Annotated in this window: 24 protein-coding genes and 3 pseudogenes; 18 read left to right on the top strand and 9 right to left on the bottom strand. The window is 51.2% G+C overall.

Annotated elements, in window-relative coordinates:
• Positions 1-3: 3 nt before the first annotated feature.
• Positions 4-138, bottom strand: coding sequence for a hypothetical protein (locus JCM12296_RS47115; protein WP_281491937.1), 135 nt, complete (start codon positions 136-138; stop codon positions 4-6).
• A pseudogene (mdh, locus tag JCM12296_RS50235) lies at positions 84-868 on the bottom strand (malate dehydrogenase); the annotation flags it as partial. The pseudogene mdh and the gene JCM12296_RS47115, both read right to left, overlap by 55 nt.
• A gap of 545 nt (positions 869-1,413) precedes the next feature.
• Here mdh and JCM12296_RS06055 point away from each other — a divergent pair.
• The 18 genes and pseudogenes from JCM12296_RS06055 to JCM12296_RS05980 all read left to right on the top strand — a co-directional run bounded on the left by JCM12296_RS06055 (position 1,414) and on the right by JCM12296_RS05980 (position 16,432).
• Positions 1,414-2,313, top strand: a complete 900-nt coding sequence (locus JCM12296_RS06055) for a hypothetical protein (RefSeq protein ID WP_054690985.1) — start codon at positions 1,414-1,416, stop codon at positions 2,311-2,313.
• 93 nt (positions 2,314-2,406) lie between these two features.
• Positions 2,407-3,021, top strand: a complete 615-nt coding sequence (locus JCM12296_RS06050; RefSeq protein WP_054690983.1) for a GTP-binding protein — start codon at positions 2,407-2,409, stop codon at positions 3,019-3,021.
• Between the two features lie 15 nt (positions 3,022-3,036).
• A complete protein-coding gene (locus JCM12296_RS06045) occupies positions 3,037-4,245 on the top strand; it encodes a cyclic nucleotide-binding domain-containing protein (protein ID WP_083455888.1) in 1,209 nt (402 codons plus the stop codon).
• Between the two features lie 54 nt (positions 4,246-4,299).
• Positions 4,300-4,650 carry a PilZ domain-containing protein gene (locus JCM12296_RS06040; protein WP_083455887.1) on the top strand — a complete coding sequence of 117 codons (351 nt, stop codon included), beginning with the start codon at positions 4,300-4,302 and terminating at the stop codon, positions 4,648-4,650.
• Positions 4,651-4,707: 57 nt separating this feature from the next.
• Entirely contained in the window at positions 4,708-5,604 is an 897-nt protein-coding gene (locus tag JCM12296_RS06035) for a phosphoribosylaminoimidazolesuccinocarboxamide synthase (RefSeq protein WP_054690978.1), read from the top strand.
• Complete coding sequence (locus JCM12296_RS06030) at positions 5,594-6,166, top strand: ParB/RepB/Spo0J family partition protein (RefSeq protein ID WP_054690975.1); 573 nt, start codon at positions 5,594-5,596, stop codon at positions 6,164-6,166. The genes JCM12296_RS06035 and JCM12296_RS06030 overlap by 11 nt, the downstream gene beginning before the upstream one ends.
• Positions 6,163-6,540, top strand: a complete 378-nt coding sequence (locus JCM12296_RS06025; protein WP_054690973.1) for a hypothetical protein — start codon at positions 6,163-6,165, stop codon at positions 6,538-6,540. Before JCM12296_RS06030 ends, JCM12296_RS06025 begins: the two co-directional genes overlap by 4 nt.
• Positions 6,541-6,751: 211 nt before the next feature.
• Positions 6,752-7,384, top strand: coding sequence for a TetR/AcrR family transcriptional regulator (locus JCM12296_RS06020; protein ID WP_054690971.1), 633 nt, complete (start codon positions 6,752-6,754; stop codon positions 7,382-7,384).
• A gap of 215 nt (positions 7,385-7,599) precedes the next feature.
• Positions 7,600-9,028, top strand: a pseudogene (locus JCM12296_RS06015) (AMP-binding protein); the annotation flags it as partial.
• Positions 9,029-9,079: 51 nt separating this feature from the next.
• The gene (locus tag JCM12296_RS47110) at positions 9,080-9,631 is read left to right on the top strand and encodes an AMP-binding enzyme (RefSeq protein ID WP_422698573.1); all 552 of its coding nucleotides are present in this window, start codon (positions 9,080-9,082) and stop codon (positions 9,629-9,631) included.
• Positions 9,632-9,786: 155 nt separating this feature from the next.
• Entirely contained in the window at positions 9,787-10,743 is a 957-nt protein-coding gene (locus JCM12296_RS43625) for a sodium:solute symporter family protein (RefSeq protein WP_246804022.1), read from the top strand.
• Positions 10,744-10,768: 25 nt separating this feature from the next.
• A complete protein-coding gene (locus tag JCM12296_RS43620) occupies positions 10,769-11,581 on the top strand; it encodes a sodium:solute symporter family transporter (RefSeq protein WP_246804021.1) in 813 nt (270 codons plus the stop codon).
• Between the two features lie 220 nt (positions 11,582-11,801).
• Entirely contained in the window at positions 11,802-12,065 is a 264-nt protein-coding gene (locus JCM12296_RS06005) for a hypothetical protein (RefSeq protein WP_157067405.1), read from the top strand.
• A 30-nt stretch (positions 12,066-12,095) separates the two neighbouring features.
• Positions 12,096-12,467, top strand: a complete 372-nt coding sequence (locus JCM12296_RS06000; protein ID WP_246804020.1) for a response regulator transcription factor — start codon at positions 12,096-12,098, stop codon at positions 12,465-12,467.
• Positions 12,464-13,375 (top strand): hypothetical protein, encoded by a 912-nt coding sequence (locus JCM12296_RS05995; RefSeq protein WP_054690968.1) that lies wholly within the window; start codon positions 12,464-12,466, stop codon positions 13,373-13,375. Before JCM12296_RS06000 ends, JCM12296_RS05995 begins: the two co-directional genes overlap by 4 nt.
• Before the next feature lie 74 nt (positions 13,376-13,449).
• Positions 13,450-14,655, top strand: coding sequence for a 3'-5' exonuclease (locus tag JCM12296_RS05990; RefSeq protein ID WP_172683784.1), 1,206 nt, complete (start codon positions 13,450-13,452; stop codon positions 14,653-14,655).
• Between the two features lie 5 nt (positions 14,656-14,660).
• Positions 14,661-15,755, top strand: a complete 1,095-nt coding sequence (locus JCM12296_RS05985) for an SPL family radical SAM protein (RefSeq protein WP_054691033.1) — start codon at positions 14,661-14,663, stop codon at positions 15,753-15,755.
• Positions 15,756-15,769: 14 nt separating this feature from the next.
• Entirely contained in the window at positions 15,770-16,432 is a 663-nt protein-coding gene (locus tag JCM12296_RS05980) for a thermonuclease family protein (RefSeq protein WP_054690965.1), read from the top strand.
• 86 nt (positions 16,433-16,518) lie between these two features.
• On the opposite strand, the gene JCM12296_RS48915 is transcribed toward JCM12296_RS05980, so the two are convergent.
• The 7 genes and pseudogenes from JCM12296_RS48915 to xseA all read right to left on the bottom strand — a co-directional run bounded on the left by JCM12296_RS48915 (position 16,519) and on the right by xseA (position 23,976).
• On the bottom strand, positions 16,519-16,797 hold the full coding sequence (locus JCM12296_RS48915; protein ID WP_306303972.1) for a hypothetical protein: 279 nt from the start codon (positions 16,795-16,797) through the stop codon (positions 16,519-16,521).
• Between the two features lie 81 nt (positions 16,798-16,878).
• Positions 16,879-18,581 (bottom strand): annotated as a pseudogene (locus tag JCM12296_RS05975) (elongation factor G); the annotation flags it as partial.
• 195 nt (positions 18,582-18,776) lie between these two features.
• Complete coding sequence (locus tag JCM12296_RS05970) at positions 18,777-19,448, bottom strand: TlyA family RNA methyltransferase (protein ID WP_306303967.1); 672 nt, start codon at positions 19,446-19,448, stop codon at positions 18,777-18,779.
• Positions 19,408-21,360: a 1-deoxy-D-xylulose-5-phosphate synthase gene (gene dxs, locus JCM12296_RS05965; RefSeq protein WP_083455885.1), complete on the bottom strand. Its 1,953-nt coding sequence runs from the start codon at positions 21,358-21,360 to the stop codon at positions 19,408-19,410. The genes JCM12296_RS05970 and dxs overlap by 41 nt, the downstream gene beginning before the upstream one ends.
• A 62-nt stretch (positions 21,361-21,422) precedes the next feature.
• The gene (locus JCM12296_RS05960) at positions 21,423-22,307 is read right to left on the bottom strand and encodes a polyprenyl synthetase family protein (protein ID WP_054691031.1); all 885 of its coding nucleotides are present in this window, start codon (positions 22,305-22,307) and stop codon (positions 21,423-21,425) included.
• Between the two features lie 14 nt (positions 22,308-22,321).
• The gene (locus tag JCM12296_RS05955) at positions 22,322-22,558 is read right to left on the bottom strand and encodes an exodeoxyribonuclease VII small subunit (RefSeq protein WP_054690963.1); all 237 of its coding nucleotides are present in this window, start codon (positions 22,556-22,558) and stop codon (positions 22,322-22,324) included.
• Between the two features lie 8 nt (positions 22,559-22,566).
• Positions 22,567-23,976, bottom strand: a complete 1,410-nt coding sequence (xseA, locus tag JCM12296_RS05950) for an exodeoxyribonuclease VII large subunit (protein WP_246804019.1) — start codon at positions 23,974-23,976, stop codon at positions 22,567-22,569.
• Between the last annotated feature and the right edge of the window lies 1 nt (position 23,977).

Genomic DNA, 23,977 nt, shown 5'->3' with positions numbered 1-23,977 from the left:
CGTCTAAGCCAGCTTTGCAAGCACATCCTTGAGCCCCTGGACGGCAGCGGCGGATTTATCGAGCGCTGTTTTCTCGTCGTTGGTCAGGGTAATTTCAATGACTTGTTCGACACCATCTTTGCCCAGTTTGACCGGCACGCCGATGAAAAGGTCGTTGATGCCATACTCGCCTTGCAGGTAGGCCGCACAGGGAGAATCTTCTTCTTGTCTTTCAAAATGGATTCCGCCATCTCCACCGCAGCCGAAGCCGGCGCATAATAGGCACTACCGGTTTTCAACAATCCGACGATTTCAGCGCCACCGTTGGCCGTCCGATCCACCAGCGCGTCAATGCGCTCCTTGGGCATCAATTCGGTGATCGGGATACCGGCCACCGTGGAGAAACGGGGCAGGGGAACCATGGTGTCGCCATGACCGCCCAAAACAAAGGCATGGGTGTTTTCGACCGAAACATTCAGCTCCATGGCGATAAACGCCCGGAAACGGGCTGAATCCAAGACGCCGGCCATTCCGATGACGCGGTTTTTGGGAAATCCGGAAGCCTCAAGGGCCACATGACACATGGCATCCAGCGGATTGCTGACAATGATCAAAATGGCATTCGGGGAATATTTCACGATCTGCTGAGTGACACTTTTGATGATCCCGGCATTGGTGCTGATCAAATCATCCCGCTCATGCCCGGTTTTCTGGGGATGCCGGCGGTAATGATAACGATGTCGGAGTTGGCGGTTGCCTCATAGGAGTTGCTTCCGGTGAGCTTGGCATCGTGTTTTTCGATGGGTGCGGCTTCCATCAGATCAAGGGATTTTCCTTGAGGCACACCTTCGACGATATCGACGAGCACCACATCGCAAAGTTCCTTTTCAGCCAACCGCTGGGCTGCAGTGGCCCCTACGTTACCAGCGCCGACAACCGTTACTTTTTTGTCCATAACATGCTCCTTTTGGGGGAAGGGTTAGTAAGAAAGCCGGCAAGAAATAATTACACCCTCCTGCCTACTGTTGTGTCCGTCCATGGCATTGCCTTCACCGGCACCTACTCCCGGGTAGCCACCGTTGAAGCTGCCTGGTAGACGAATCCAAATCCGGCACGATCGGTGTAATTCTTTCTTGCCGGCCCCCTAAAACGATTATTGGAAATGGCTGAAAGAGTAAAAGACTTCTTGATAACATACCCCGGGACAATGTCAATATGTTTGTTACACCAAGTTTTAGCAGAGATCAGTTCTCAATTATTGACAATAAAAGGGCAAACAGGATAAAACACCAACTATGACAAAATATTGGGTTCTTTACGAATCCGTCAAGCCCTGAAGCCGTTCTAGCCCGTTAACCACCGATACCCGTCCTTGATCGGATGCCGACCGGGAAATATATTAATTAAGATGGGTTGTGAAAAATAGGATTGTGAATGAATATCAGCTTGAAAATCAAATCCCTGCTGAATGAAGCCGAAGTCTATCGTTCCCAGGGGTTGTTAAATGAAGCCAGGGAAAAATATCAAGCGGCATCAGGCCTGATCACCAAAATCGATAAGCTGAAAAACAAGGATAGCCTACTCCGGGCCATCGCGGAAAAAATCCAGTTCATCGATAAAAAATCTGCTAAAACGGGAACAGCGCCTTCTTCGCCGGAATTGTCGGAGAAAGGACAAGACCTGATTAAAAATCTGTTCGGCGAAAATGATTTGGAAAAGGCCGTGGCCTTGGCCAAATTTGGCCAATTCGAGCGGGCGTTGGCTGAGTTTCAGGCGCTTTTAAAAAATGAGGCGTACCGACTCGAAGCCGGAAAAAACATCATCCGCTGCAAATTGGCCACGGCGTCTCTGGATGATGCCGTGGCCCAGTACCAGCAGTGGTTTTCGCAGGATCTGTTTTCTGCCGTTCAATTGGAATCCATCCGTGTGTATCTGCAACCCATTTTGGATAAAAAAGGGTTTGGTACGCCACTGCCGGTTCCTGTTGGAGAGAAAGACGATGCTGACGGCATTGAATTCAGCATGCCCGAACCTGAAGAGGAAATGCTCGATATCACCTCCATTGGCATAACTTTTACCAATGGCACGCATAAAGGTAAAATGGTCGAATTTGATGTCAATTTTCAATCTGGCGACATGTTGAGCTTGATTGTGGCGAAAAATGACCGAGGAATGATAGAGGATTTGAACGAAGGTGACGATATCGAGGATGTTCAGTTCTATTCACCCATCGCCATGTTCAAGGGAACTGCCGTGGTCGCCACCAAAACAGCAATTCAATCCGGACCCAAGCAGGGTGACTTTTGCCTGGATTTGAAGATCTTAACGGCTTAGGTGGATGGCTGAAGAGGGGTTGGAAATATCAGCTCGGTGGGGATATCCATACCTCCAGAATCTTATTTTTATATCAGCTAAGGACATAGGTGTATGGCCATATTCAACCTGAAGAAAAAGGAAATCGAATGCAAAGTCGTCTTTTACGGGCCAGGCCGGTGCGGCAAAACCACCAACCTTGAATATATTTTCAAATCTTATAAAAAACAGATCACCGGCGAGATGGTATCCATCAATACCGAAGGTGACCGAACCCTGTTTTTCGATTTTCTGCCGATGGGGCTTGGCAAAATCAAGGGCTGCGACGTCAGGGTGCAGCTCTATACGGTTCCTGGCCAGGTTAAGTACAGCTCGACCCGCAAACTCGTCCTGCGTGGTGTTGATGGCATTGTCTTTGTCGCCGACTCGCTTGAGGTGCGCCGAGAGAAAAACATGCTGTCACTGAAAGATCTTCAGGCAAACCTTAAAGAGTACGGCAAAAGCATATTCAAGGTTCCCCTTATCCTACAGTATAACAAAAGGGATCTGGCGGACGAGGGGATCCCATTGATGAGTACCGAACAAATGGAAAAGGACCTTAACCGTCAGTTAAAAGTGCCTTCCTTTGCGGCGAGTGCTGTGAAAGGTGCCGGTGTGGGCGTGACACTTAAGGCTTGTCTGATGGAAACGCTTAAATCCTTGCAACGAGAATTCAAATGGGCCGAGTAGGGATTGGTTTCAATAATGAATGAAAGCGTTGTACTATCGGGCAGTTTAAGCTTCATGCCCCTGGGTGATATCCTTCAGCTTTTAGGGGCTACGAACGGTACGGGGGTACTTCGCCTGATTAACCGGTATGCACCCGAGCCTGGATTCATTTACTTTATGGAGGGAAATCCGGTTAACGCCCAAAACGGCAGCGTTGACGGACTCGAAGCCCTTTACTCGCTGTTCGGTTGGCTCGAGGGGTCATTCGAATTCACCCGGGAAGCGATTTTTGCTGACCGGCAAATCACAAAAAGCCGTATGGGAATCATTCTCGAGGGAATGAAACGGCTCGATGATGGTGTCACAAAGAAAATCGGTCCGGTAACAGCGGCGGAGACGATTGCCGAAACCAATCGATCCGGAGGGTCGGGCACCATCATTAAAGGACCGCTCGTCGATTACATGTATGTGGTTGATGAGGAGGATTTCTTCAACGGTGAACACATTGTGGAGGAGGGAAAACACGGCAGTTGGATGTGGGTTATCCTGGAAGGGGTGGTCGATATCGTAAAAGAGGCCAGCCCCGTGCCGGTTCATATCCTCAGAATTGGTGATGGCGCGTTTATTGGCAGCATGGCTTCCTTTTTGCTGCAGGGGCATATTCGAACTGCCACGGCCGTTGCCGTCGGAAATGTACAACTGGGCGTTCTTGATTCACAACGCCTTGCCCAAGAATATGCAGGAATGTCTCTGGAATTCAGGATTTTTCTGAGTAGCCTGGACAAGCGTCTTAAACAGCTCACCGATCAAATTTTGGAGCGCCATAAGGGCAAAAACAATGTGGATGATATTTTGAAGGGTAAGAAGATTCTGATCCGTCAGGAAAAAAGCGATTCGAAACAGTTCTTCATGATAAAGCAGGGCAGGGCGGTGGTTGTCAGGAACACGCCAAACGGTCCAATCGTACTTGGCCACCTTTACAAGGGCGATTACTTTGGCGAGGTTCCCTTCCTCCATTTAGGGCAAGAACCGGAAGGTGCTGCCGTTTATGCTTCGGAAAGTATCAAAATTGTAAAGATTGAAACCGAAGGTCTTCAACGAGAATACTTTCATCTCTCGACGACGTTTAAAAATATTGTCGACAATATGGCGACTTGCATATCCGTTACCTCTGATGTGGTTTGCGGGGCCTGTTCAATAAAAACACTGCCCGCTGATGAGTCGACCTTGCGCCAGGATACTTAAGGGAACCCAATCCATTTTTGAAAACCTTTACCCGCCGGACAAAGGTGACCAACAATGACTGATAAGAGAAAGCATTCCAGAGTAGACTCCATCTACTTGCTAAATTATGTATATCTCGACGCTGACGGCAAAGAATTGCTGCAGGGAATGGGGCGCACGATCAACGTCTCGGAAACAGGCATTATGCTTGAGGCCCACGTGCCTTTCCAAGAAAAGAATTGTGTCGATGTGGTCGTCGGTCTCAAGGAAGAAATGGTTCCGATTCGCGGTAAAGTCATCTTCACCCGTAGAATCGACAATGGCCAGTATCAGTCCGGTATCGAATTTTTGACCATCGAGCCATTTGCCATCGATATCCTGCGCAATTATATTCAAGCGTTCAATCATCTTTCAGAATCAACCTGAACAGATTCATCCAAAAAAGGACCCCGTACAAGATTTTTTAATTGAAGGAATATCAAGATGACCCGAGTTGTTCGCGAAACCGACTTTCCAACGCTGAAGCTATGCCAACGGGGCAAGGTCCGTGATATGTATGATCTTGGAGATGCCTTCCTCATGGTTGCAACGGATCGCATGTCCGCCTTCGATGTGATCATGCCAGATCCCATTCCTGGCAAAGGCAAGGTGCTGACCCAGATTTCACTCTATTGGTTTGATATCATGGCTTCATTGGTCAACAACCATGTCATCACCGCCAATATTAACGATTACCCGGAAGCAAGCCAACCCTATGCCGCCGAGCTCGAAGGTCGCAGTATTCTGGTAAAAAAAGCCGAGCCATTGCCCATTGAGTGCGTGGTGCGGGGCTATATTACCGGTTCGGGTTGGAAATCCTATTGCAAGGATGGGTCTGTGTGTGGAATCCAACTGCCGGAAGGCCTGGTTGAATCCGATCAACTATCCGAGCCAATTTTCACCCCGTCAACCAAAGAGGCGTTGGGAAAACACGATATCAATATCGACTTTGACGAGATGACGCGTCGCATCGGTGCGCCGCTGGCACAACAAGTCAAGGATCTTTCTCTATCCATATATAAAAAGGGCGCTAACATCGCTGAAGAAAAGGGCATCCTGATTGCCGATACAAAATTTGAGTTTGGCATCTTAGATGGCGAGATTATTCTCATCGATGAAGTCCTGACACCGGATTCATCCCGTTTCTGGCCGAAATCCACCTACGTGCCAGGCGGCCCCCAGCAGAGCTTCGACAAGCAGTACCTGCGAGATTACCTGCTTTCCCTGGATTGGGATCAATCCCCCCCCGGCCCTAAACTCCCGCAAGACGTAATTGACAATACGCGTGCGAAATACGTGGAAGCACTGGCCTTGTTAACCGGCAATCGTCATGGACTTTAGGATCACGTCAGTATCGCTGGCGGAGATTGCCGATACCGATGAGCGTTTTAAAATCAGCACGTGTGTGGATAAAACCGGTCTGAGAGCATCCATCAGCACCATGGGGTTGCTATGCCCCCCGGTTCTGATGGCGGGTGAAAAGGGATATGTCATCGTCAGCGGCTTTCGGCGAATTCAAACGATAAAAGCCCTTGGCTGGGATGATGTTCCCGCCAGGATCCTTTCTGCTGACTTTCCGCTGTCGGGATGCGCTCGAATCGCTATCGGGGATAACAGTTTTCAGCGTTCGTTGAATATTGTCGAGCAGTCAAGGGCCTATGCCCTGATCCAAAACTATTCGGATCCTTCAAACGATTGGCAAGATGTTGCGCGCATGCTTGGATTGTCCGACAGTGAGACGGCGATGCGTCGTCTCATGTCGGTCGGCCGATTGCCGGAAATACTTCAATATTCCATCCTGGAGGGCAGCATTGCCCTGCCCGTGGCGCTCCGGATCAATGCCTTGCAAGACGATGAGCGGGATGTGATCACCACTTTTTCCGGCAAATCAACACCAATTTGAATCTCCAACGGGAACTGTTCGAATTGATCCAGGAAATTGCCATACGGGACGATGTGCCCCTTCAAAGCACGATCGAACGGTCTGATGTCATTGCCATCATCCAGGCCCCCGCGCTCTCCGCGCCCCAAAAAGTCCAACGCCTCCGGCGCTTGCTTAGAACGATCCGCTACCCGGAGCTCAGCCGGGCAGAGGATCGATACAACGATACATTGAAAGCATTGAAGCTCGATCCACGGATTCAACTCCAGCCACCCCGTGAATTCGAAGGTAAAGCCTTTCGCCTGACAGTCACGGTTGAAACCCGTAGGCAGCTAAAGGCACTGCTATCTGAAATCGAAAAAATCCGTTCCGCCACAGGTCTCCTTCCCGAATAGCGACTTTTTCCCCGCCCGTTTTTGCCTCCATCAAGACAATTATATTTAATTATTATATATTGTTAACTTCGCCTCCAACCATCTGTCCCAAACAACAAAAAAAACTTTTACAATAAATGGCTCGTCATCAATCATTTATAGATGATTTAACTTGACAAATAAAAAGTATGATGTCTAGTCTTTTTTAGGAAATAAATGGAATTCATTAATTATGGGGATTCAGGAACGAAGAGAAAGAGAACGCGAACGACGCAGACAACAGATCCTGGTTGCCGCAAAGCGGGTCTTTTCGGATAAAGGATTCAGCAAGGCAACCATGGACGACATCGCCAGAGAAGCGGAACTCAGTCCCGGGACCCTTTATCTTTACTTTAAAAATAAAGATGAATTATATGCGTCGCTCTCTCTTAGAATTCTACAGTACCTGATGATCCGTCTGGAACATGTCAAAGTTGACCCCCCTACGGATGCCGCCCAGCGTCTTAGCGCATTAAAAGACGCCATGTATGATGTCTATGAGTTCGATCCGCTCATCTTGATCAACATGTTCCACATGCAATCCAGCGAAACGCTCAAAAATCTATCTCCCGACCTGCTCAATCAGATCGAAACGCTGAGTCGAGGCGCTTTGCAGATGATGGCCAAGATATTTGAAGATGGCACCCGTCAACGGGTATTCGTCGATCACCATCCCACAGCGGTCGCCGACACGCTTTGGTCACTTTTTTCAGGTGTCATCCTTTGGGAAACCAGTAAAAAGACACTCAACAATCAAAAAAATTTTCTGAAAGAGACCTTTGATACAGCGTTCGAAATATTTTCCAGGGGAATCATGCGTCACTAGATAGCGACGCAATGTTAAATTTCTTAGCAAATCAGGTTGTGAAAGAAAAATAGGAAAGGAGGGAAAAGGAGGGGGCGTTTTCTTTCCGTCACGTCTATCGGCGACGTTATTTCGTCCCAAAGACAGCTTGAAGTGGCTGAAGGAAGCGTCGGTAGGTCAAGGGAGCGTCGATGCGACCCAACTGTTAACCCAATCAAATTGGAGGAACGTAACCCATGGCAGAAAGAGAAGTCGTCGAAACCTCGGAGGCCCAGATTGCCGTTCACTGGCAGGAAGAAGGCTATTACTATCCGTCCACGGAATTTGTCGCCCAGGCCAACATGACCGATAAAGGTATTTACGAGCGCTTCAGCCTTGAGAATTTTCCAAACTGCTTCAAGGAATATGCCGACCTGTTGGACTGGTATGAATATTGGGAGACGATTCTGGATACCAGCGATGCCCCCTGTTACAAATGGTTCAAAGGCGGCAAAATCAATGCCAGCTACAACTGCATCGACCGCCATCTGAAAAACAATAAAAATAAAACCGCCATCCACTTCGTGCCCGAACCGATTGATGCCGGGTATGAGCACATCACCTATCAGGAACTCTACGTGCGCGTGAATGAATTTGCCGCCCTTCTTAGAGATTTCGCCGGTCTCAAACGCGGTGATCGCGTAACCTTGCATATGCCCATGGTTCCGGAGCTTCCCATCACCATGTTGGCCTGTGCCCGCCTGGGTGTCATCCATTCCCAGGTATTTGGTGGTTTCAGCGGTACCGCCTGCGCCGACCGCATCGTCGACTCGGAGAGCAACGTGCTGATTACCATGGATGCCTATTACCGCAGCGGCAGCCTCCTGGATCACAAGCAAAATGCGGATGTCGCCATCGAGCATGCGGCCAAGGATGGCCAGAAGGTCGACAAGGTTCTGGTCTGGCAACGCTATCCGGGCAAGTATTCGGCCGAAACTCCCATGGTCGATGGCAGAGATTATTTTGTTAACGATTTGCTGAAGAATTATTATGGCGCCCGAGTCGAACCCGAACGGATGAACTCCGAGGATCCCCTGTTCCTCATGTACACCAGCGGAACAACCGGCAAGCCGAAAGGTTGCCAGCATGGTACCGGCGGATACCTCGCCTATGTCACCGGCACTTCCAAATTTGTTCAAGACATTCATCCCGAGGATGTTTACTGGTGCATGGCCGATATCGGCTGGATCACGGGGCATTCCTATATTGTCTATGGTCCGTTAGCCAACTGCGCATCGACGGTAATGTATGAGGGGGTTCCCACCTACCCAGACGCCGGGCGTTCCTGGCGAATTGCCCAGGATCTGGATGTCAACATTTTTCACACCGCCCCCACGCGATTCGGGCCTTGCGGAAAATCGGCCTGATGAACCTGCCAAATACAACTATCATTTCAAACATATGACAACGGTTGGCGAACCCATCGAACCCGAAGTCTGGAAATGGTACCACAAGGAAGTCGGGAAGGGAGAGGCCATTATCGTTGATACATGGTGGCAGACAGAGACCGGTGGTTTCCTTTGCAGCACCTTGCCGGCAATTACGCCAATGAAACCCGGTAGCGCCGGTCCTGGCATGCCTGGCATTCACCCGGTCATCTATGATGATGAAGGCAATGTGGTTCCCCGGGGATCCGGCAGGGCAGGTAATATCTGCATCCAGAATCCTTGGCCGGGGATGTTTCAAACCATCTGGGGGGATCGTGATCGGTTTGTGGATACATACTTCTCCCGCTACTGCAAAGACCCCAACAGCAAGGATTGGCGCGACTGGCCGTATCTTACCGGCGATGCTGCCGTTGAAGCGGAGGACGGGTATTATCGTATCCTTGGCCGTATTGACGACGTGATCAACGTTTCCGGCCATCGGCTGGGCACCAAGGAGATCGAATCGGCCGCATTGGTCGTTTCCGAAGTGGCTGAAGCCGCCGTTGTTCCGGTGGCCCATGACATTAAGGGGAAAGAGCCCGATCTCTACGTTTCTCTCAAACCCGGATTTGAAACCAGCGATGCGTTGGCCAAACGCATCTCAGATGCGATTTGCGATGAAATCGGAAAGATTGCCAAACCCCGCAAAGTCTGGATTGTCAAGGATATGCCCAAGACCCGTTCGGGCAAAATCATGCGCCGGGTGTTGGGCGCCATCTCCAACCGGACCGATGTGGGCAACGTCATGACCTTGGCCAATCCCGAGATTGTTGAGGAGATCAAGGCCATGGTTCAAAAATAAAAACTGGAAAACCGGCCGGATCGAATGGGGGCGTTCGATCGGCCTTAACCAGGCGCGCGGGAAGGAGGTGGTAACCCAATTTGAATCGGCAGGAATAACGAAGTCTTTTGGCGGCCGGTCAATCTTATTGACAAAATGGCACAGGAGGAAACGTTATGGGCGGAACCACGTGGGTTTATATCATGTTGGGGCTTTACATCATCTATTGTTTTTATTGGGGGCTGAAAGGGTACTTTACTGAAAAGACGTCCTCCGGTTATGCGATTGCCGGACGGTCGATTCCCTTTTTCGCCTTCCTGTTGGCGGCAACGGCGGCATCCTTTTCCGGGTGGACCTTCATCGGCCACCCGGGTCTTATTTGGCGGGATGGGTTGGCCTACGCATTTGCATCCTTTTACGTATTGACCATCCCCATCACCGGGACCTTCTTTTCGAAACGGACCTGGCTGATGGGCAAGCGCTACGGTTTCATCACCCCGGGTGACATGTACGCCTATTATTACAACAGCGAGGCCCTTCGCTGGCTGGTTGTACTCACCGCGGTGCTTTACTCCGTCTTTTACTCGGCAGTTCAGTTGATGGCGTCAGCGGCCTTGTTTCATATCATTGCCGGTGTGCCGGTAACTTTCGGTGCCATCTTCATGGCATTCATCGTTTGGTTCTATGTCTGTACGGGCGGCTTGAAGGCCAGCACCTGGGTTGGCGTGATCCAGTTCATCCTGCTGGTTGGCGGCATTGTAATTCTGGGCATCTATGTTATCACGGCGCCGCAATTCGGTGGCTGGTCAGGATTTTCGGCTGCAGTCCATAACCTTGACACAAAATTCCTCGAAGTCCCCCGGGTGATCAATTTCGGTTTGGGAGGCGCCAAGGGGGAGGTCGCCTGGACCGGTGTCATGATCTTGACCTACATGTTTGCCTTGATGGGAATCCAAAGCTCGCCGGCCTTCACCATGTGGACCTTCGGCATCAAATCGCCCAAACCCCTGGCGTGGCAGCAAGCTTCATGTCGACGTTTGTCGTCGGTTTCGCCCTGTTCTTCTTTACCGCCTTTCAGGGCATGGGCGCCAAGGTCCTCCAACTGGCCGGAAATGCGGCTTTCCAGAATCTAGCAACGCCACCGTCGTTCCCACCTTAATGAAAGAGTTTCTCCCCCCGTTTATGTTGGGCATCGTCTTCATGGGTGCCATTGCCGCCATTCACTCGACGGCAGCGCCTTATATCGGAACCGGCGGTTCGATTCTGCTGCGTGACGTATACTGGCGGTATATCCGCAAGCAAGAGGCCAGCCATGCGGAACAAATCTGGATGAACCGCGTTTTTGCCACGATACTGACCATCCTTGCGCTGGTGGTCGGCATGACCAGCACAGCGGCACTGGTCATCTTGGGCGCGTTGGCAACCGCCTTTGGTTTCGTGATGTATGTCCTGCTTCTCGGTGTCATCTGGGGTTTCAAGTTTCCGCGTGTCGGGGCGGTGTTGGGGGTCTTGGTGGGGATGGCCGCCGTCTATCTGACCTACGCGATCTGGCCCAATCCCCTGTCCATGCATTGTGCCTTCTGGGGGACTTTCAGCGGTTTGGTCGTGGCCTACATCTGTCGTGGCATCGGAATCAAGGACGATGAAGAAACCATGAAACGGCAGGCCGAAGTCCGCACCTTCCTGGATGACATTGATGAACCCAGCGAATCGGGCAAGCAGTGGCGTAGCGTTATGAAGATCGCCACGCCGTTGTGGTATTTCTTTGCCATTGGGCCGGCATGTATCCTTGGCAACAATGCGTTTTCCTTTTCCGGATTTACCCCACTTTGGTCCTGGCAAATCACCTGGTGGATCGTGGGGATCGTGATGATGTGGGCACTGTGCTTCAAAGCGGAAATGGCAACCACCAATGAAGTCCAGATTGATCGGGCCGAAAAGGAAACCAACATCGTTATCAAAGAAGCCTAATGCGCATAAAGGAGGGTAATCCAATGAAAAAGGAAGATCTTTGGATGATTGGTATCGTGGTATTCAGCATCCTCTGGACCGCATCCTTTGGCTGGGGGCTGTTTGGGTAAAAAGTGGACAAAACCGGTGATCGGGCGGCTCGATTCGGCCGTCACCGGAAACCGATGGATGTGTGAATCATCTGCCTGGATGCATATGGATTGCCTGGCGGGCAGTCCATATGCATCCCCATCTCTTGAAGGCAAGGGGGCAAAATATGGCATTGGAACCTAAAACGGCAATTTGCCGGTGTGGACATACGATGACCCTTACGCGCCATCGCACCTGGTGTGAAAAGTGCTGCGAAGCGGTATATTACCATGAAAAAGATAAAAACCGGCATCGTATCAACAGCATTTATGTCGTTGGCGTCATTCTGGCGGCAATTACTTTTTTAACTTACATCTTCATGGAGATGATCGCCGTTCCGCTGCTGTCTGCCTGATCCGCTCCATGCCCAAAAAGACGGCTGTCCATGATGCCCAAAAAGATTCTGATTGTTGATGATGAACCCAGTATCACCGTGCCACTGAAATTTTTAATGGAACAGAATCAATTTGACGTACGGGTGGCACACACCGGTGAAGAAGCGATAGCCATCATCGACACATTCAGCCCTGATCTGGTGTTGTTGGATGTGATGCTACCCACCGTGGATGGGTTCCAGTTGTGTCAACGTTTTAAGGAAAATCCTCGGCACAAGAACCTCAAAATCGTCTTTCTCTCCGCCATGACGCGGGATATCGACATTGCCAAGGGGAACACGTTGGGCGCTGATGCCTATATTACCAAGCCGTTTTCAAACGCCGAGGTTGTCAAACAGGTCAAAGAACTTCTGGCCGGATGAGACTGAACAATAAATTTTGGCTCTTCGCTATTGTTTGCACGGCGTTCACTACTGCCATCACGGTTACCCTCGCAGTTATTTTCTGGCACCAAATTGACCCTCCGGGCCAGGAACTCCTCATTCGTCTGCTCAAGGAACAATTCTGGTATTTCTTCAGTACGGGTGTGTTTCTCTTTGCCGCGTTCGGTTTCACGCTGGACTGGTTCTTCCGTTTTTATATCATCCCCCTGAACCAACTGATCGAAGAGACCCGAATCATGAATACCGTCAATCCGGCCCACCGCCTGAATATCGATGGCAGCCGGGAGGTCCGGATCATTTCAGCGTTGATCAATACGCTGGGCGATCAGTACCTTTCCGCGCAACATATCATCGATCAGAGTATTGCCGCTGCCAAGGCCAAAACGGAAGCGGAAAGAAACCTCCTTGCAACGATCATGGCCGAATTGACCCAAGGGGTACTGATCTGTAATCTGAGCGGCCGGATATTGTTATACAACCGAAAAGCACAATGGTTGTTGGACAAAGCCAGACCGTCAAATTCCGGGGAAGCCCCGGAGGAGGCAACCCCTTCGGTGCCCAAAGGCTTCATTGGATTGGATCGTTCCATTTACAACCTTATCGAGGAACCGCTGATCCATTATGCGTTCAAGGAAATTCAAGATAAGCGTGATCGACAAAGCAAAAGCGTGACGGCTCGTTTTGTATGGGTGACCGGAAGCCGTCGTCAGGTCGAGGTGGAAATGTTACCGATCCTGGATGAAAACGAGCAGTTTGCCGGTTTCGCCTTGATCTTGACAGACACCACCCAGCAGTTCGAACACACCCGAAGGCTGGATCACCACCTGAAAATATCGATTAAAACCTGCGCTCCGCAATCGCCGCCATCCGTTCCACCGTCGACCTGATGATTCAGTTTCCCGATATGGAGCCTGACCGGAAAAAGACATTTTTAGACATTATTGCGGCCGAGACCGAGGTCTTGAACAGGCTCCTCGGCAGTGGCGGTATCGGCGAATCCGGTGCCGTCTACCCACGCGACTCCCTATCTTCCATAAAAGCAATCGATTTTTTGGCTGGCATTAAAGACGAATCCGCCGATGTTGCCGACCTTCGCATTGAACTTGCCGAATGCGATTCTCGTTGTACCATTCGGGTGGAAAATTATTCCATGCGGCTGGCGGTTGCCTTTGTGCTCGCGCAGCTCAGGGATGAATGCCATGTCCAATGCAAGCGTATCCGCCTGACGGTTCCCGGCAATTTAGTTCAGCTTGACTTTATTTGGCAGGGCCCCCCCGTCAAAATCGAACAATTGCGTCGTTGGTACGACTTGCCTGTCGCCGGTGACCGAAAGGGGTATACCCTGACCTTAAAAGAGGTGCTGGAACATAATCATGCTGAATTATGGCCCCATACCCACAAGGATAATCCTGATGAAGCCTGCTTGCGCCTTTTTATCCCCATGGCGCATTCTGACGGCAAACCGGAGGCGGAGGACGTGCGCACGCTTCCCCAACTGCCCAAGGGAAGACCGGAATTTTTCGATTTCGATCTTTTTCATCAAGCGGGTCAAACCCCTGAAATCGAAAAAAGAATATTGGGTGAACTGGTTTATACCGTGTTTGATACGGAAACCACGGGGCTTGACCCGCGGGGTGGCGATGAAATCATTTCCATTGGGGCCATCCGTGTCGTTAACGGCCGTCTGCTGCATGCCGAAACGATTAATCAGCTGATTTACCCAAACCGTCTGGTCCCTCCGGATTCCACAAAAATCCACGGTATTACGGACGATTTGCTGAAAAATAAACCCACGATTGAAATAGTGCTTCCATTTTTTCACCGCTTCGTTCAGAATACCGTCCTCGTAGCCCATAATGCCGCTTTTGATATGCGGATGCTGCAAATGAAAGAAAAAAGAACCGGTATCCGTTTCATCAATCCGGTCCTGGATACCATGCATCTTTCTGCCATCCTTCATCCTTCGCATGGCGATCACACGCTGGATACCATCGCCCGGCAATTGGGCGTCAACATGACCCGACGACACGATGCCCTTGGCGATGCCGTTGCAACCGGAGAAGTATTTGTCAAGATGATTCCGTTGCTTAATGAAAGAGGCATCTTTACCCTGAAAGACGCATTGGTCGCTTCCCAGCGGACCTACTATGCAAGACTTAAATACTGACCGTGATGATCAAAAAACTGTTTGTCGATATGGATGTCAGGGACCATCCTGAAACCCGCCGCATGTTGCGACGACTGCCCCTTGCTCCTGAATACGTTGCCACGCCCTCATCCATCTACCAATGGATAAACCACAGCAACGACCCTGTGGCTGCCGGGAAATCGGTTCTTTATCTGACCCGTAACCGGGGTGGTTTTCTCAAAGGATGCCCAGGCACCCGGGAATACACCTGCTGCGATTATCAGATTCTGCATGTGGCTTCATTTTGTACCATGGACTGTTCCTATTGCATTTTACAGAGCTATTTCCATCCGCCGATGCTTCAATTCTTTGTTAATCGCGAGGATTTGGACGACGAACTGGACGCATTCTTTGAAAAAGCGGAAATCGGCCGGATCGGTACAGGAGAGTTTTCCGACAGCCTGATTTGGGAGGACTGGAGCGATTTGACGGATCATTTGATCGGTCGTTTTTCCAAGCAACACCGCGCCGTGCTCGAGATCAAGACCAAGACGGTCAATATCGAACGATTGAAGGGGCTGGACCACCAGCGGAAAACCATCATTGCCTGGTCCTTGAATACGCCTTGGGTAATAAAAAGCGAGGAACGTCGTACCACGTCATTGGAAAAGCGCCTTGCGGCTGCCGAAAAGTGCCAGCAATGGGGGTATCCCCTGGCGTTTCATTTTGATCCCATGATTATCTACGATGGTTGCGAGGCTGCATACAAGCAGGTCGTGGAACAGCTTTTCCAAAGAATTGCGGCGGAGAATATTGTCTGGATCAGTCTGGGGACCTTCCGTTACATGCCGGCGTTGAAATCCATTATCGCTCAACGGTTTCCATGTTCCAAAATTCCGTATGGCGAATTCATTACCGGGTTGGACAACAAGATGCGATATTTCAAACCTCTTCGAATCGCTTTGTATCGCCAAATGGTCACCTGGATTCGGGATATCGCCCCTTCGGTGACCGTCTATTTCTGCATGGAAGATGATGCGGTATGGCAGACGACCATGGGTTTTGTCCCCCCGCCCAATGGGGGGCTGGGGCATCTATTGGACAAAAGTGCCATTAACGTCTGCGGGTTACGTCCATGACCCCATGGAAGCCGATGGATAGAAAGGTCCCGTTGGTTTGTGTTGCCGGCATCCTGGTCGTCCTGATTCTGGGGATGCCGCCATGCTTTGCCGAGGAAAACGCCTCGGTGAGGGTTAAATGGATTGCCGACGGCGACACCATCATATTGCAGGACGGGCGGCATGTCCGTTATATTGGTATCGACACACCCGAAATCGACCACCAGAATCACAAAGCGGCACCCTTCGGATATGAAGCCCGCACCGTCAACCGACAATTGGTCGAAGGATGGACCCTGCGTCTGGTTTTTGATTGGGAAAAAAAAGATCATTATGGCCGTGTATTGGCCTATGTTTATCGGAGGGATGGATTGTTCATCAATGCGGAGATTGTCAGGCAGGGATATGCCCATGTGCTTTATCATCCCCCGAATATCGACAAGATAGATGCCCTGATAGCGGCCCAACGGGAGGCCATGCAGGCGAACCGCGGCGTCTGGCAAATCATCGATAAAACCCAAAGAACACAACAAGCCTTTCGGGGCAATCGCCGTTCGCGGCGGTTTCATACCCGTTATTGCCCTAAAGGCAAACAGATTTCAAAGGGTAACCTGATCTGGTTTGAAAATGAATGGTCCGCATTCTGGGCCGGGTATGCTCCGGCCAGGGAGTGTGTTCGACTCCGCACGATGCCTTGAAGGTAAACAAAAAAGGGGGCGGTAACGACCGCGCCCCCTTTGGATCCTTTATCTATCCGTCTGCCGGTCCCGGCAGCAGGTCGAATCTACTCTTCCTGCTCGGCTTTGATTTGTTCGATCACCTTTCCCGAGATCTGGTTGGGAACTTCATCATAGCGTAAAAATTCCATGCTATACATGCCGCGTCCACCGGTCATGGACCGCAGATCCGGCGCATAGGTTTGAACCTCGGCCAGTGGGACCTCGGCGTTGATCACCTGGTTTTTACCGGCGGAATCCATGCCCAACACCCGACCCCGCCGGCTGTTGAGATCGCCCATGATATCTCCCATGTATTCGTCCGGCGTGGTTACCGTGACCTTCATGATCGGCTCTAACAAAACGGGATTGGCTTCATCGCAGGCTTTTTTATAGGCCAGTGAACCCGCCACCTTGAACGCCATTTCCGATGAGTCGACCGCATGGTAACTGCCAAAATCCACCGTGCACGGAAATCGACGCAGGGTGCGCCGATCAGTGGGCCTTTTTGGCAGGCTTCCACGATGCCCTTTTCAACCGCCGGGATGTACTGTTTGGGAATAACGCCACCAACGATGGCGTCCACGAATTCAAAACCGGTGCCGCGGGGAAGGGGTTCCATGACGATCCAGCAGTCTCCGTATTGACCATGGCCACCGGATTGTTTTTTGTGTTTGCCCTGCACACGGACTTTTTTCTTGATGGTTTCGCGATAGGGAATTTTGGGCGTTTTGAGAATTACCTCGACATTGAATTTGCGTTTGAGTTTCTCGATGGTGCTTTCGATGTGTACCTGCCCCAGGCCTGAAAGCAGGATTTCCTTGGTTTCGGCGTTGCGCTCGAGCTTCAGCGACGTGTCCTCTTCGAGCAGTTTACTCAAGGAAATATAAATCTTGTCTTCATCACCGGTGGCCTTGGATTCCAGAGCAAAGGAGATCAGGATCGGCATGGGGGTGGCGCAGGTGTAAAGAATTTTATTGCCTTCATCACACAGGGTGTCACCGGTCTTGGTCTCTTTGAGTTTGGCCATGGCGACGATCGATCCGGGGCCTGCCTCGGTGGCCGGTTTTTGTTCCTTGCCAGCAATGGTCAGCAACTGGTTGTATCGTTCACGGGTCTCTTTGGTCGCATTGTAAAAGGTGCCATCACCACCCAATTTTCCGGAAACCACCTTCAAAATGGTCAGCCTTCCCGCATAGGGGTCCGCCACGGTTTTAAACACAAATCCGGAAAACGGCTCCGAGGGGTCAGGTTTTCGTTCAGCAGGCTCATCTTTGGGCGTCACCCCTTGTTTCGGTGGCATCTCAAGCGGGGAGGGCAGGCAAGTGTTGATAAAATCCATAAGCAGATCAATGCCGATGTCGTGGGTGGCCGAGCCGCACAAAACCGGTGCAAAGGTCCTGGAAAGGATGCCTTTTTTCAGTGTATCGCGAAGCTCCTGATTGCTGATGGTTTCGCCTTCCAGATAGCGCTCGATGAGGGCGTCGTCCGCTTCGGCGACATTCTCGATAAGGGTTTCCCGTTCGGTCTCGACAGTGTCCTGCATGTCGGCGGGAATGTCGATTTCCGAAGCATTCCCACTATCATCATACTGGTAGGCTTTCATGCCGATCAGATCAACGATGCCGTTGAAATCGGCTTCGGCACCGATGGGCAACTGGAGAATAATCGGTTTGGGAGAAAGACACTGAACCGCATCATCGACTGCGCGGGTGAAGTCGGCGCGTTCACGGTCCAATTTATTGATGAAAATCGCACAGGGGAGTCCATATTCTGACGCAAACTCAGCCACTTGTTCTGTCTGCACCTTAACCCCGTCAACCGCATCCACGACAATCATGGCGGTCTCCGCCGCCTGCATGCAGAGTTTGGCATCGGAGATGAAGTTTTGATCGCCGGGGGTGTCGATCAAGCTGATGGTATGCTTTTTCCAGGGCAATTGAAAAAAACCGGTGGAAAGGCTCGCCTGCCGCTTGAGTTCTTCCGGCTCAAAATCCATCACCGTATTGCCATCTTCCACACGGCCAATGCGAGTCGTCATACCGGCCTTATTGATCATAATTTCTGCGAGGGAGGTTTTACCCGCCCCTCCATGGGCAACCAGTGCGACATTTCTTAAGGTTTCATTCATATGACCCACTAAAGCTCCTCTCTGCTTGGAATTTTCTGCCCATCGGGCAGAAATGACGTTATAAAACAGTTATTATTAGATCGATGAGGCGAAAAAATCAAGTTCAAAAACCTGACTTAAAATCAGAATCCACCCGTTGTTTCAATAGGATGATGAACTCTTGATTTCCCTTGGGACCGAGAATGGGGGAGGGGATTACCGGGCCGCAGACCCAGCCCTGATCGGTGAAGAATTGGCGTAAATCGTCGATGATTTTTGGTGCAAAACTGGATCCCGGACAACCCCGCCTTTGCCGACCCTGCCGCGACCGGCCTCAAACTGCGGTTTGATCAAAGCCAGAACAATACCGTTTGGCTTTAGAAACTGCAGCGTCGTTGGGACAACGATTTTGAGTGAGATAAAAGAAGTATCGATGGTTACCAGATCGACCGGTGAGGTAATCCGCGACGGGTCGATGGTACGGATATTGGTTCTTTCGATGACAACGACCCGCGGGTCATTCCTGATGGTCCAGGCCAGTTGCCCATACCCCACATCCACGGCAAAAACGCAGACCGCGCCATGCTGCAGCAGGCAGTCGGTGAATCCGCCGGTGGATGCCCCGACATCAAGGCAGATCAATCCATTACAATCCATGCCGGTGGCCCGCAGAGCCGCTTCCAGCTTCAAGCCACCCCGGCTCACATAGGGCAGGTCTTCTCCCTTGAGAACAATCTCGCTCTCGGAGGGATATTGAGCTCCGGGTTTATCGCACAAACGGCCATTCACCATTACCCGGCCGGCCATGACCAAGGCTTTGGCCCGCTCCCGGCTTTGGCAAAGCTTTTTATCGACCAGTAGCGTATCGAGTCGCTTCTTGATGGCCATTTTGATAAATTGTCGTTGTGGATTCCTTTAATTCGATGGCGGCACGGACAATGGCAGCGGCATCCACCTTATATTTGCGTCGCAGCACGTCCTGGGGACCATGCTCGACAAAACAATCTGGTACCCCCAGTCTTTTTACACTGACATGGGCCATGCCCTTATCGCTGAGCAATTCGAGCACCGCGCTGCCAAATCCCCCGGCAAGGGTGTTCTCTTCGATCGTCAGCACAGTGGGGATGGATCGAACCAGAGAGAGAATAAGTTCATGATCGAGCGGTTTGACAAACCGGGCATTCACCACCGTTGCTCGGATATGGTGGTTTTCCTTTAAAAGTGCCGCAGCGCAGATAGCCTCATTGACAGCACTGCCCACGGCGATCATCACCAAATCCTCGCCCCGTTCAAGGACTTCGCCCTTGCCGATGGGAAGCATTTCGAACGTGTCGTCCAAGTCCACGCCAGATCCCCGGCCACGCGGATAACGCAACGCAATGGGGCCATCGTGGGCAACCGCCGTGGCTAACATATGGCGCAATTCGTTTTCATCTTTGGGCGCCATCATGACCATGTTGGGAATGCTTCGCAAAAAAGAGAGGTCGAATAGTCCATGATGGGTGGGGCCATCTTCGCCGACGATGCCGCCACGGTCCAATGCAAAGACGACCGGGAGGTTTTCGATGCAGACGTCGTGCAGGATCTGATCGTAGGCGCGCTGTAAAAAAGTGGAATAAATGGCCACCACCGGCCGAAAACCTTCGGTCGCCATACCGGCCGCAAAGGTGACACCATGTTGTTCGGCAATGCCGACATCGAAAAACCGTTCCGGATAGGCTTGGGAAAAGGGCACCAATCCGGTCCCTTCCGGCATGGCTGCGGTAACGGCAATGATCCGAGGATCGGTTTTGGCCAACTCAACCATGGTTTTCCCAAAAACCTCGGTGTAGGTCGGCACATTGGTCGCCTTCTTCCGGCAGATGCCCGTATCAATGTCAAAGGAACTTACACCATGGAAATAGACCGGGTTCTTTTCTGCCTGTTGATAGCCTTTGCCTTTTTTGGTGATCACATGCAGGAGTACCGGCTCATCCATGGTTTTGATGTTTTTGAGGATATCGATCAGGTGATCCAGATTGTGGCCATCGATGGGACCAAAATATTCAAAATTGAAGGCCTCAAAAAGCATGCCCGGTGTAACAAAGGTCTTGAAGGATTCTTCGCTACGTTTGGCAAACTGGTACACATTCTCACCGATGCGGGGCAGGGACTTCAGGAACTCCCCGAATTCCTTGCGCATCATCTGAAGCTTGGCGGCGGAAAAGGTCCGGCTGAGCAGGGAAGAGATCGCACCCACATTGGGGGAAATGGACATCTCGTTGTCGTTAAGGATGACGATCAGATCCTTGTCCTTGTGCGTATCACCGGTCTGGTTCATCCCTTCATAGGCCAGACCGGCTGTCATGGAACCATCACCGATGACCGCCACCACCTTGGACGGGTCCTTTTTCAGCCGTTTCGCACAGGCAATGCCCAGGCCGACGGAAATCGAGGTGCTGCTGTGGCCGGTGGTAAAGGGATCATAGTCGCTTTCGCTACGTCGGGTGAATCCGGAAAGCCCGCCATGACGGCGCAGGGTTTCGAATTGGTTCCGGCGACCGGTCAATAATTTATGAGCGTATGCCTGATGGCCGACATCCCAGATGATTTTATCACGCGGGGTGTCGAAGACATAGTGAAGAGCAATCCCCAGTTCGACGGCACCCAGACTGGATGCCAGATGCCCTCCGGAATTGGAGACAACATGAACGATCGCCTCGCGAATTTCCGTCGCTAGGTCGGCAAGCTCTGAGCGTTTCAGCTTTTTCAGATCGTCGCTCGAATTGATGGCTTCGAGCAGTGACGCGGATTGGGACAAGGTTGCGGCTCCTTGTTTGGTCTATCCTTGTTTGATCTATCCTGTCTAATAATCTTTGCTGTTCATCTTTTACGTTCAATAACGTAGCGTGCAATGGCACGAAGGGAATCAGCCTTTTTATCAAAAAGGTCGAGTGCCTTCAAGGCATTGTTGATCAATTGGCAGGCATAAGCCTCGGCATTTTGGAGCCCCATGTGGGCTGGGTAGGTATTTTTGCCACGTATTTGGTCGGTTCCAACGGCTTTGCCCAACTTCTTTGGGTCGCCCTTGATATTAAGGATGTCATCGGCCACCTGAAAGGCCAATCCGATGTTCTGACCGTAAGCCAGAAGGGCGCCTTGCGCTTCTGGTGCCGCGCCGCACAACAATCCCGCGGAAGTGACCGACGCCTCGATCATCCGGCCGGTTTTCAGACGATGCAGGGTTTCGAGATCGTTTAGCGGGAGAACGTTGCCCTCGTTTTCCACATCGCGCATTTGACCCAAAATCATGCCGTTCCATCCGGCTGCCCCAGCCAATTGGCCAATGGCCATGAGCCATCGTGGCGATTGTGTTGCATCGGACTGTCGGCCCGCATCGGATAAAATTTCGAAAGCCAGTGTCAAAAGGGCATCACCCGCCAGAATGGCGGTCGCTTCGCCAAATTGAACATGGCAGGTGGGTTTGCCACGCCGCAGGTCATCATCGTCCATTGCCGGTAAATCATCATGGATCAAGGAATAGGTATGCACGCATTCCAGGGCACAGGCCATGGGCAACACGGCTTTACGCGCTCCGCCTAAACTTTCCGCTGCAGCAATGCAAAGGATAGGGCGCAGACGCTTGCCACCCGCCAATACGGAATAGCGCATGGCTTGGACAATGCGCGATGTTCCGCTTAAATAGCCCTCTAATCGCGCGTCTACCAGTTCTCGGACGGATGCCATATAGGGTTTCAAATTGAACATGTACGGATTCCCGATCAACTTTCCGGATCAAACGGCATTTCTGTCACTTCATCTTTTTCATTGGCCATCAACAAGGTCACCCGCCGTTCCGCTTCGTCGAGCTTTTCACCGCAATAACGGGAGAGACGGATGCCGGCCTCGAATTTTTCCAAAGCTTTTTCCAGTGGTAGATCGCCGGCTTCAAGGGCTTTAACAATCGCCTCCAATTCACTTAGGGCTTTTTCAAAAGTCGGTTTCGCTTTGGCTGCCATGGGTTTGATCAATCCTTTGTCGTTGAAGGTGACGCGGTTGGATGAATGTTTGAGGGGGTCGTTTTTTCAACACGGGCCGTCAGGCTTCCGCTGCCCAGGAGGATTTCCAGCAACTGGTCTTTTTCCACCGATTGGGAATTGCTTACAATGGATTTGCCGGGCAGGGTGCGTGTGATACTGTAGCCCCGCTGAAGGATGGCCATGGGGTTCAGTGCGTCCAGCTTGCCAGTATTGAGCAACAAGGTGTTCCGATATTCCGTCAAAATCATTTCCATCCGGTCAGTCAGGGTTTGTTTCACGCGATGGGTTTGCGAGCGCAAGGCAGAGACGGTTTTCAATGGGGATAGGGATGAAAGCAGCTCTTGACGGTACTGTGTCCGCTCTCTCCTGTGTTTGATTCCATCGGCCATGGATCCCAAAAGTCGTGACAGGTGATCGTCGAGTCGCAATCGCATATCTTGCAAATGGCGTTTGGGATGGACGATTCGGTTTTTTAGTGAATCAAATTGTTTTTCATATATTTTCAAATCATTGGATATCGATTTGTAAAGTTTATATTTAAATGTCGATAATTGACGGGTCAATTCGTTTTTGGCAGGCACAATCATTTCGGCGGCCGCTGATGGGGTCGGCGCCCGCAGGTCGGCAACAAAATCGGCAATGGTATAATCGGTTTCATGTCCCACAGCGGAAACCACCGGAATACGGGAGGCATATATCGCCCGCGCGACGCTTTCATCATTAAATGCCCATAGATCTTCAATGGAACCGCCGCCTCGAGCCAAAACGATGATATCCGTGCGTCCCAAGCGGTTGAGCCATTCGATGGCATGGACCAGTTCCCCTGGCGCATGTGCGCCCTGGACGCTTACCGGGACGACCGCCAGCGGCAAATTAATGAATCGCCTCTGGGAAACATGGATGAAATCACGAACCGCCGCACCGGTCGGTGAGGTTACGATACTGATCTTTTCAGGTAGAAGGGGTAGCGGTTGCTTGTGTTTGGCATCGAACAACCCCTCATCCGCCAGCTTTTGTTTTAATTTTTCAAACGCAATCTGCAAACCGCCGATTCCCTTGGGCTCTATGTATTCAAAAATAATCTGATAGCCCCCCCGGGGTTCATAGACGCTGACCCGACCGATGCCGATAATGGACAGGCCATCTTCGGGCTTGAACTTCAGGTTCGCGATCTGGTTGCGGAAGATGACCGCACTGATTTGCGAGCGGGCATCCTTTAAGGTGAAATAAGCGTGACCCGAGGACGGAATGCGGAAATTCGATATTTCTCCGGATATCCAAATGAAAGGAAACTTTTCCTCCAGTATCGATTTAATTTTTTGATTGAGCTCGGAAACACCAAATATGTGTTGACTGGACTGTGCAGGAAGATGCGAGCTGGATTTTATTTCCATCATT

Origin of the sequence: Desulfosarcina cetonica JCM 12296, from assembly GCF_001311845.1 — a bacterium.
Lineage (GTDB): Bacteria > Desulfobacterota > Desulfobacteria > Desulfobacterales > Desulfosarcinaceae > Desulfosarcina > Desulfosarcina cetonica.
Note: the sequence above shows the minus strand (reverse complement) of the source record. Positions and strands in the feature narration are given on the sequence as shown.

What these genes read in the sequence shown, in the direction of transcription:
- JCM12296_RS06020 (WP_054690971.1), top strand. Translation starts at nt 6,752, where the DNA reads ATGGGGATTCAGGAACGAAGAGAAAGAGAACGCGAACGACGCAGACAA.
- JCM12296_RS06050 (WP_054690983.1), top strand. Translation starts at nt 2,407, where the DNA reads ATGGCCATATTCAACCTGAAGAAAAAGGAAATCGAATGCAAAGTCGTC.
- JCM12296_RS48915 (WP_306303972.1), bottom strand. Translation starts at nt 16,797, where the DNA reads ATGAAGGTCACGGTAACCACGCCGGACGAATACATGGGAGATATCATG.
- JCM12296_RS06030 (WP_054690975.1), top strand. Translation starts at nt 5,594, where the DNA reads ATGGACTTTAGGATCACGTCAGTATCGCTGGCGGAGATTGCCGATACC.
- JCM12296_RS05970 (WP_306303967.1), bottom strand. Translation starts at nt 19,448, where the DNA reads ATGGCCATCAAGAAGCGACTCGATACGCTACTGGTCGATAAAAAGCTT.
- JCM12296_RS05955 (WP_054690963.1), bottom strand. Translation starts at nt 22,558, where the DNA reads ATGGCAGCCAAAGCGAAACCGACTTTTGAAAAAGCCCTAAGTGAATTG.
- xseA (WP_246804019.1), bottom strand. Translation starts at nt 23,976, where the DNA reads ATGATGGAAATAAAATCCAGCTCGCATCTTCCTGCACAGTCCAGTCAA.
- JCM12296_RS05960 (WP_054691031.1), bottom strand. Translation starts at nt 22,307, where the DNA reads ATGTTCAATTTGAAACCCTATATGGCATCCGTCCGAGAACTGGTAGAC.
- JCM12296_RS06000 (WP_246804020.1), top strand. Translation starts at nt 12,096, where the DNA reads ATGATGCCCAAAAAGATTCTGATTGTTGATGATGAACCCAGTATCACC.
- JCM12296_RS43625 (WP_246804022.1), top strand. Translation starts at nt 9,787, where the DNA reads ATGGGCGGAACCACGTGGGTTTATATCATGTTGGGGCTTTACATCATC.
- JCM12296_RS43620 (WP_246804021.1), top strand. Translation starts at nt 10,769, where the DNA reads ATGAAAGAGTTTCTCCCCCCGTTTATGTTGGGCATCGTCTTCATGGGT.
- JCM12296_RS47110 (WP_422698573.1), top strand. Translation starts at nt 9,080, where the DNA reads ATGTTTCAAACCATCTGGGGGGATCGTGATCGGTTTGTGGATACATAC.
- JCM12296_RS06005 (WP_157067405.1), top strand. Translation starts at nt 11,802, where the DNA reads ATGCATCCCCATCTCTTGAAGGCAAGGGGGCAAAATATGGCATTGGAA.
- JCM12296_RS06035 (WP_054690978.1), top strand. Translation starts at nt 4,708, where the DNA reads ATGACCCGAGTTGTTCGCGAAACCGACTTTCCAACGCTGAAGCTATGC.
- JCM12296_RS05985 (WP_054691033.1), top strand. Translation starts at nt 14,661, where the DNA reads ATGATCAAAAAACTGTTTGTCGATATGGATGTCAGGGACCATCCTGAA.
- JCM12296_RS05980 (WP_054690965.1), top strand. Translation starts at nt 15,770, where the DNA reads ATGGATAGAAAGGTCCCGTTGGTTTGTGTTGCCGGCATCCTGGTCGTC.
- JCM12296_RS06055 (WP_054690985.1), top strand. Translation starts at nt 1,414, where the DNA reads ATGAATATCAGCTTGAAAATCAAATCCCTGCTGAATGAAGCCGAAGTC.
- JCM12296_RS06045 (WP_083455888.1), top strand. Translation starts at nt 3,037, where the DNA reads ATGAATGAAAGCGTTGTACTATCGGGCAGTTTAAGCTTCATGCCCCTG.
- JCM12296_RS05995 (WP_054690968.1), top strand. Translation starts at nt 12,464, where the DNA reads ATGAGACTGAACAATAAATTTTGGCTCTTCGCTATTGTTTGCACGGCG.
- JCM12296_RS06040 (WP_083455887.1), top strand. Translation starts at nt 4,300, where the DNA reads ATGACTGATAAGAGAAAGCATTCCAGAGTAGACTCCATCTACTTGCTA.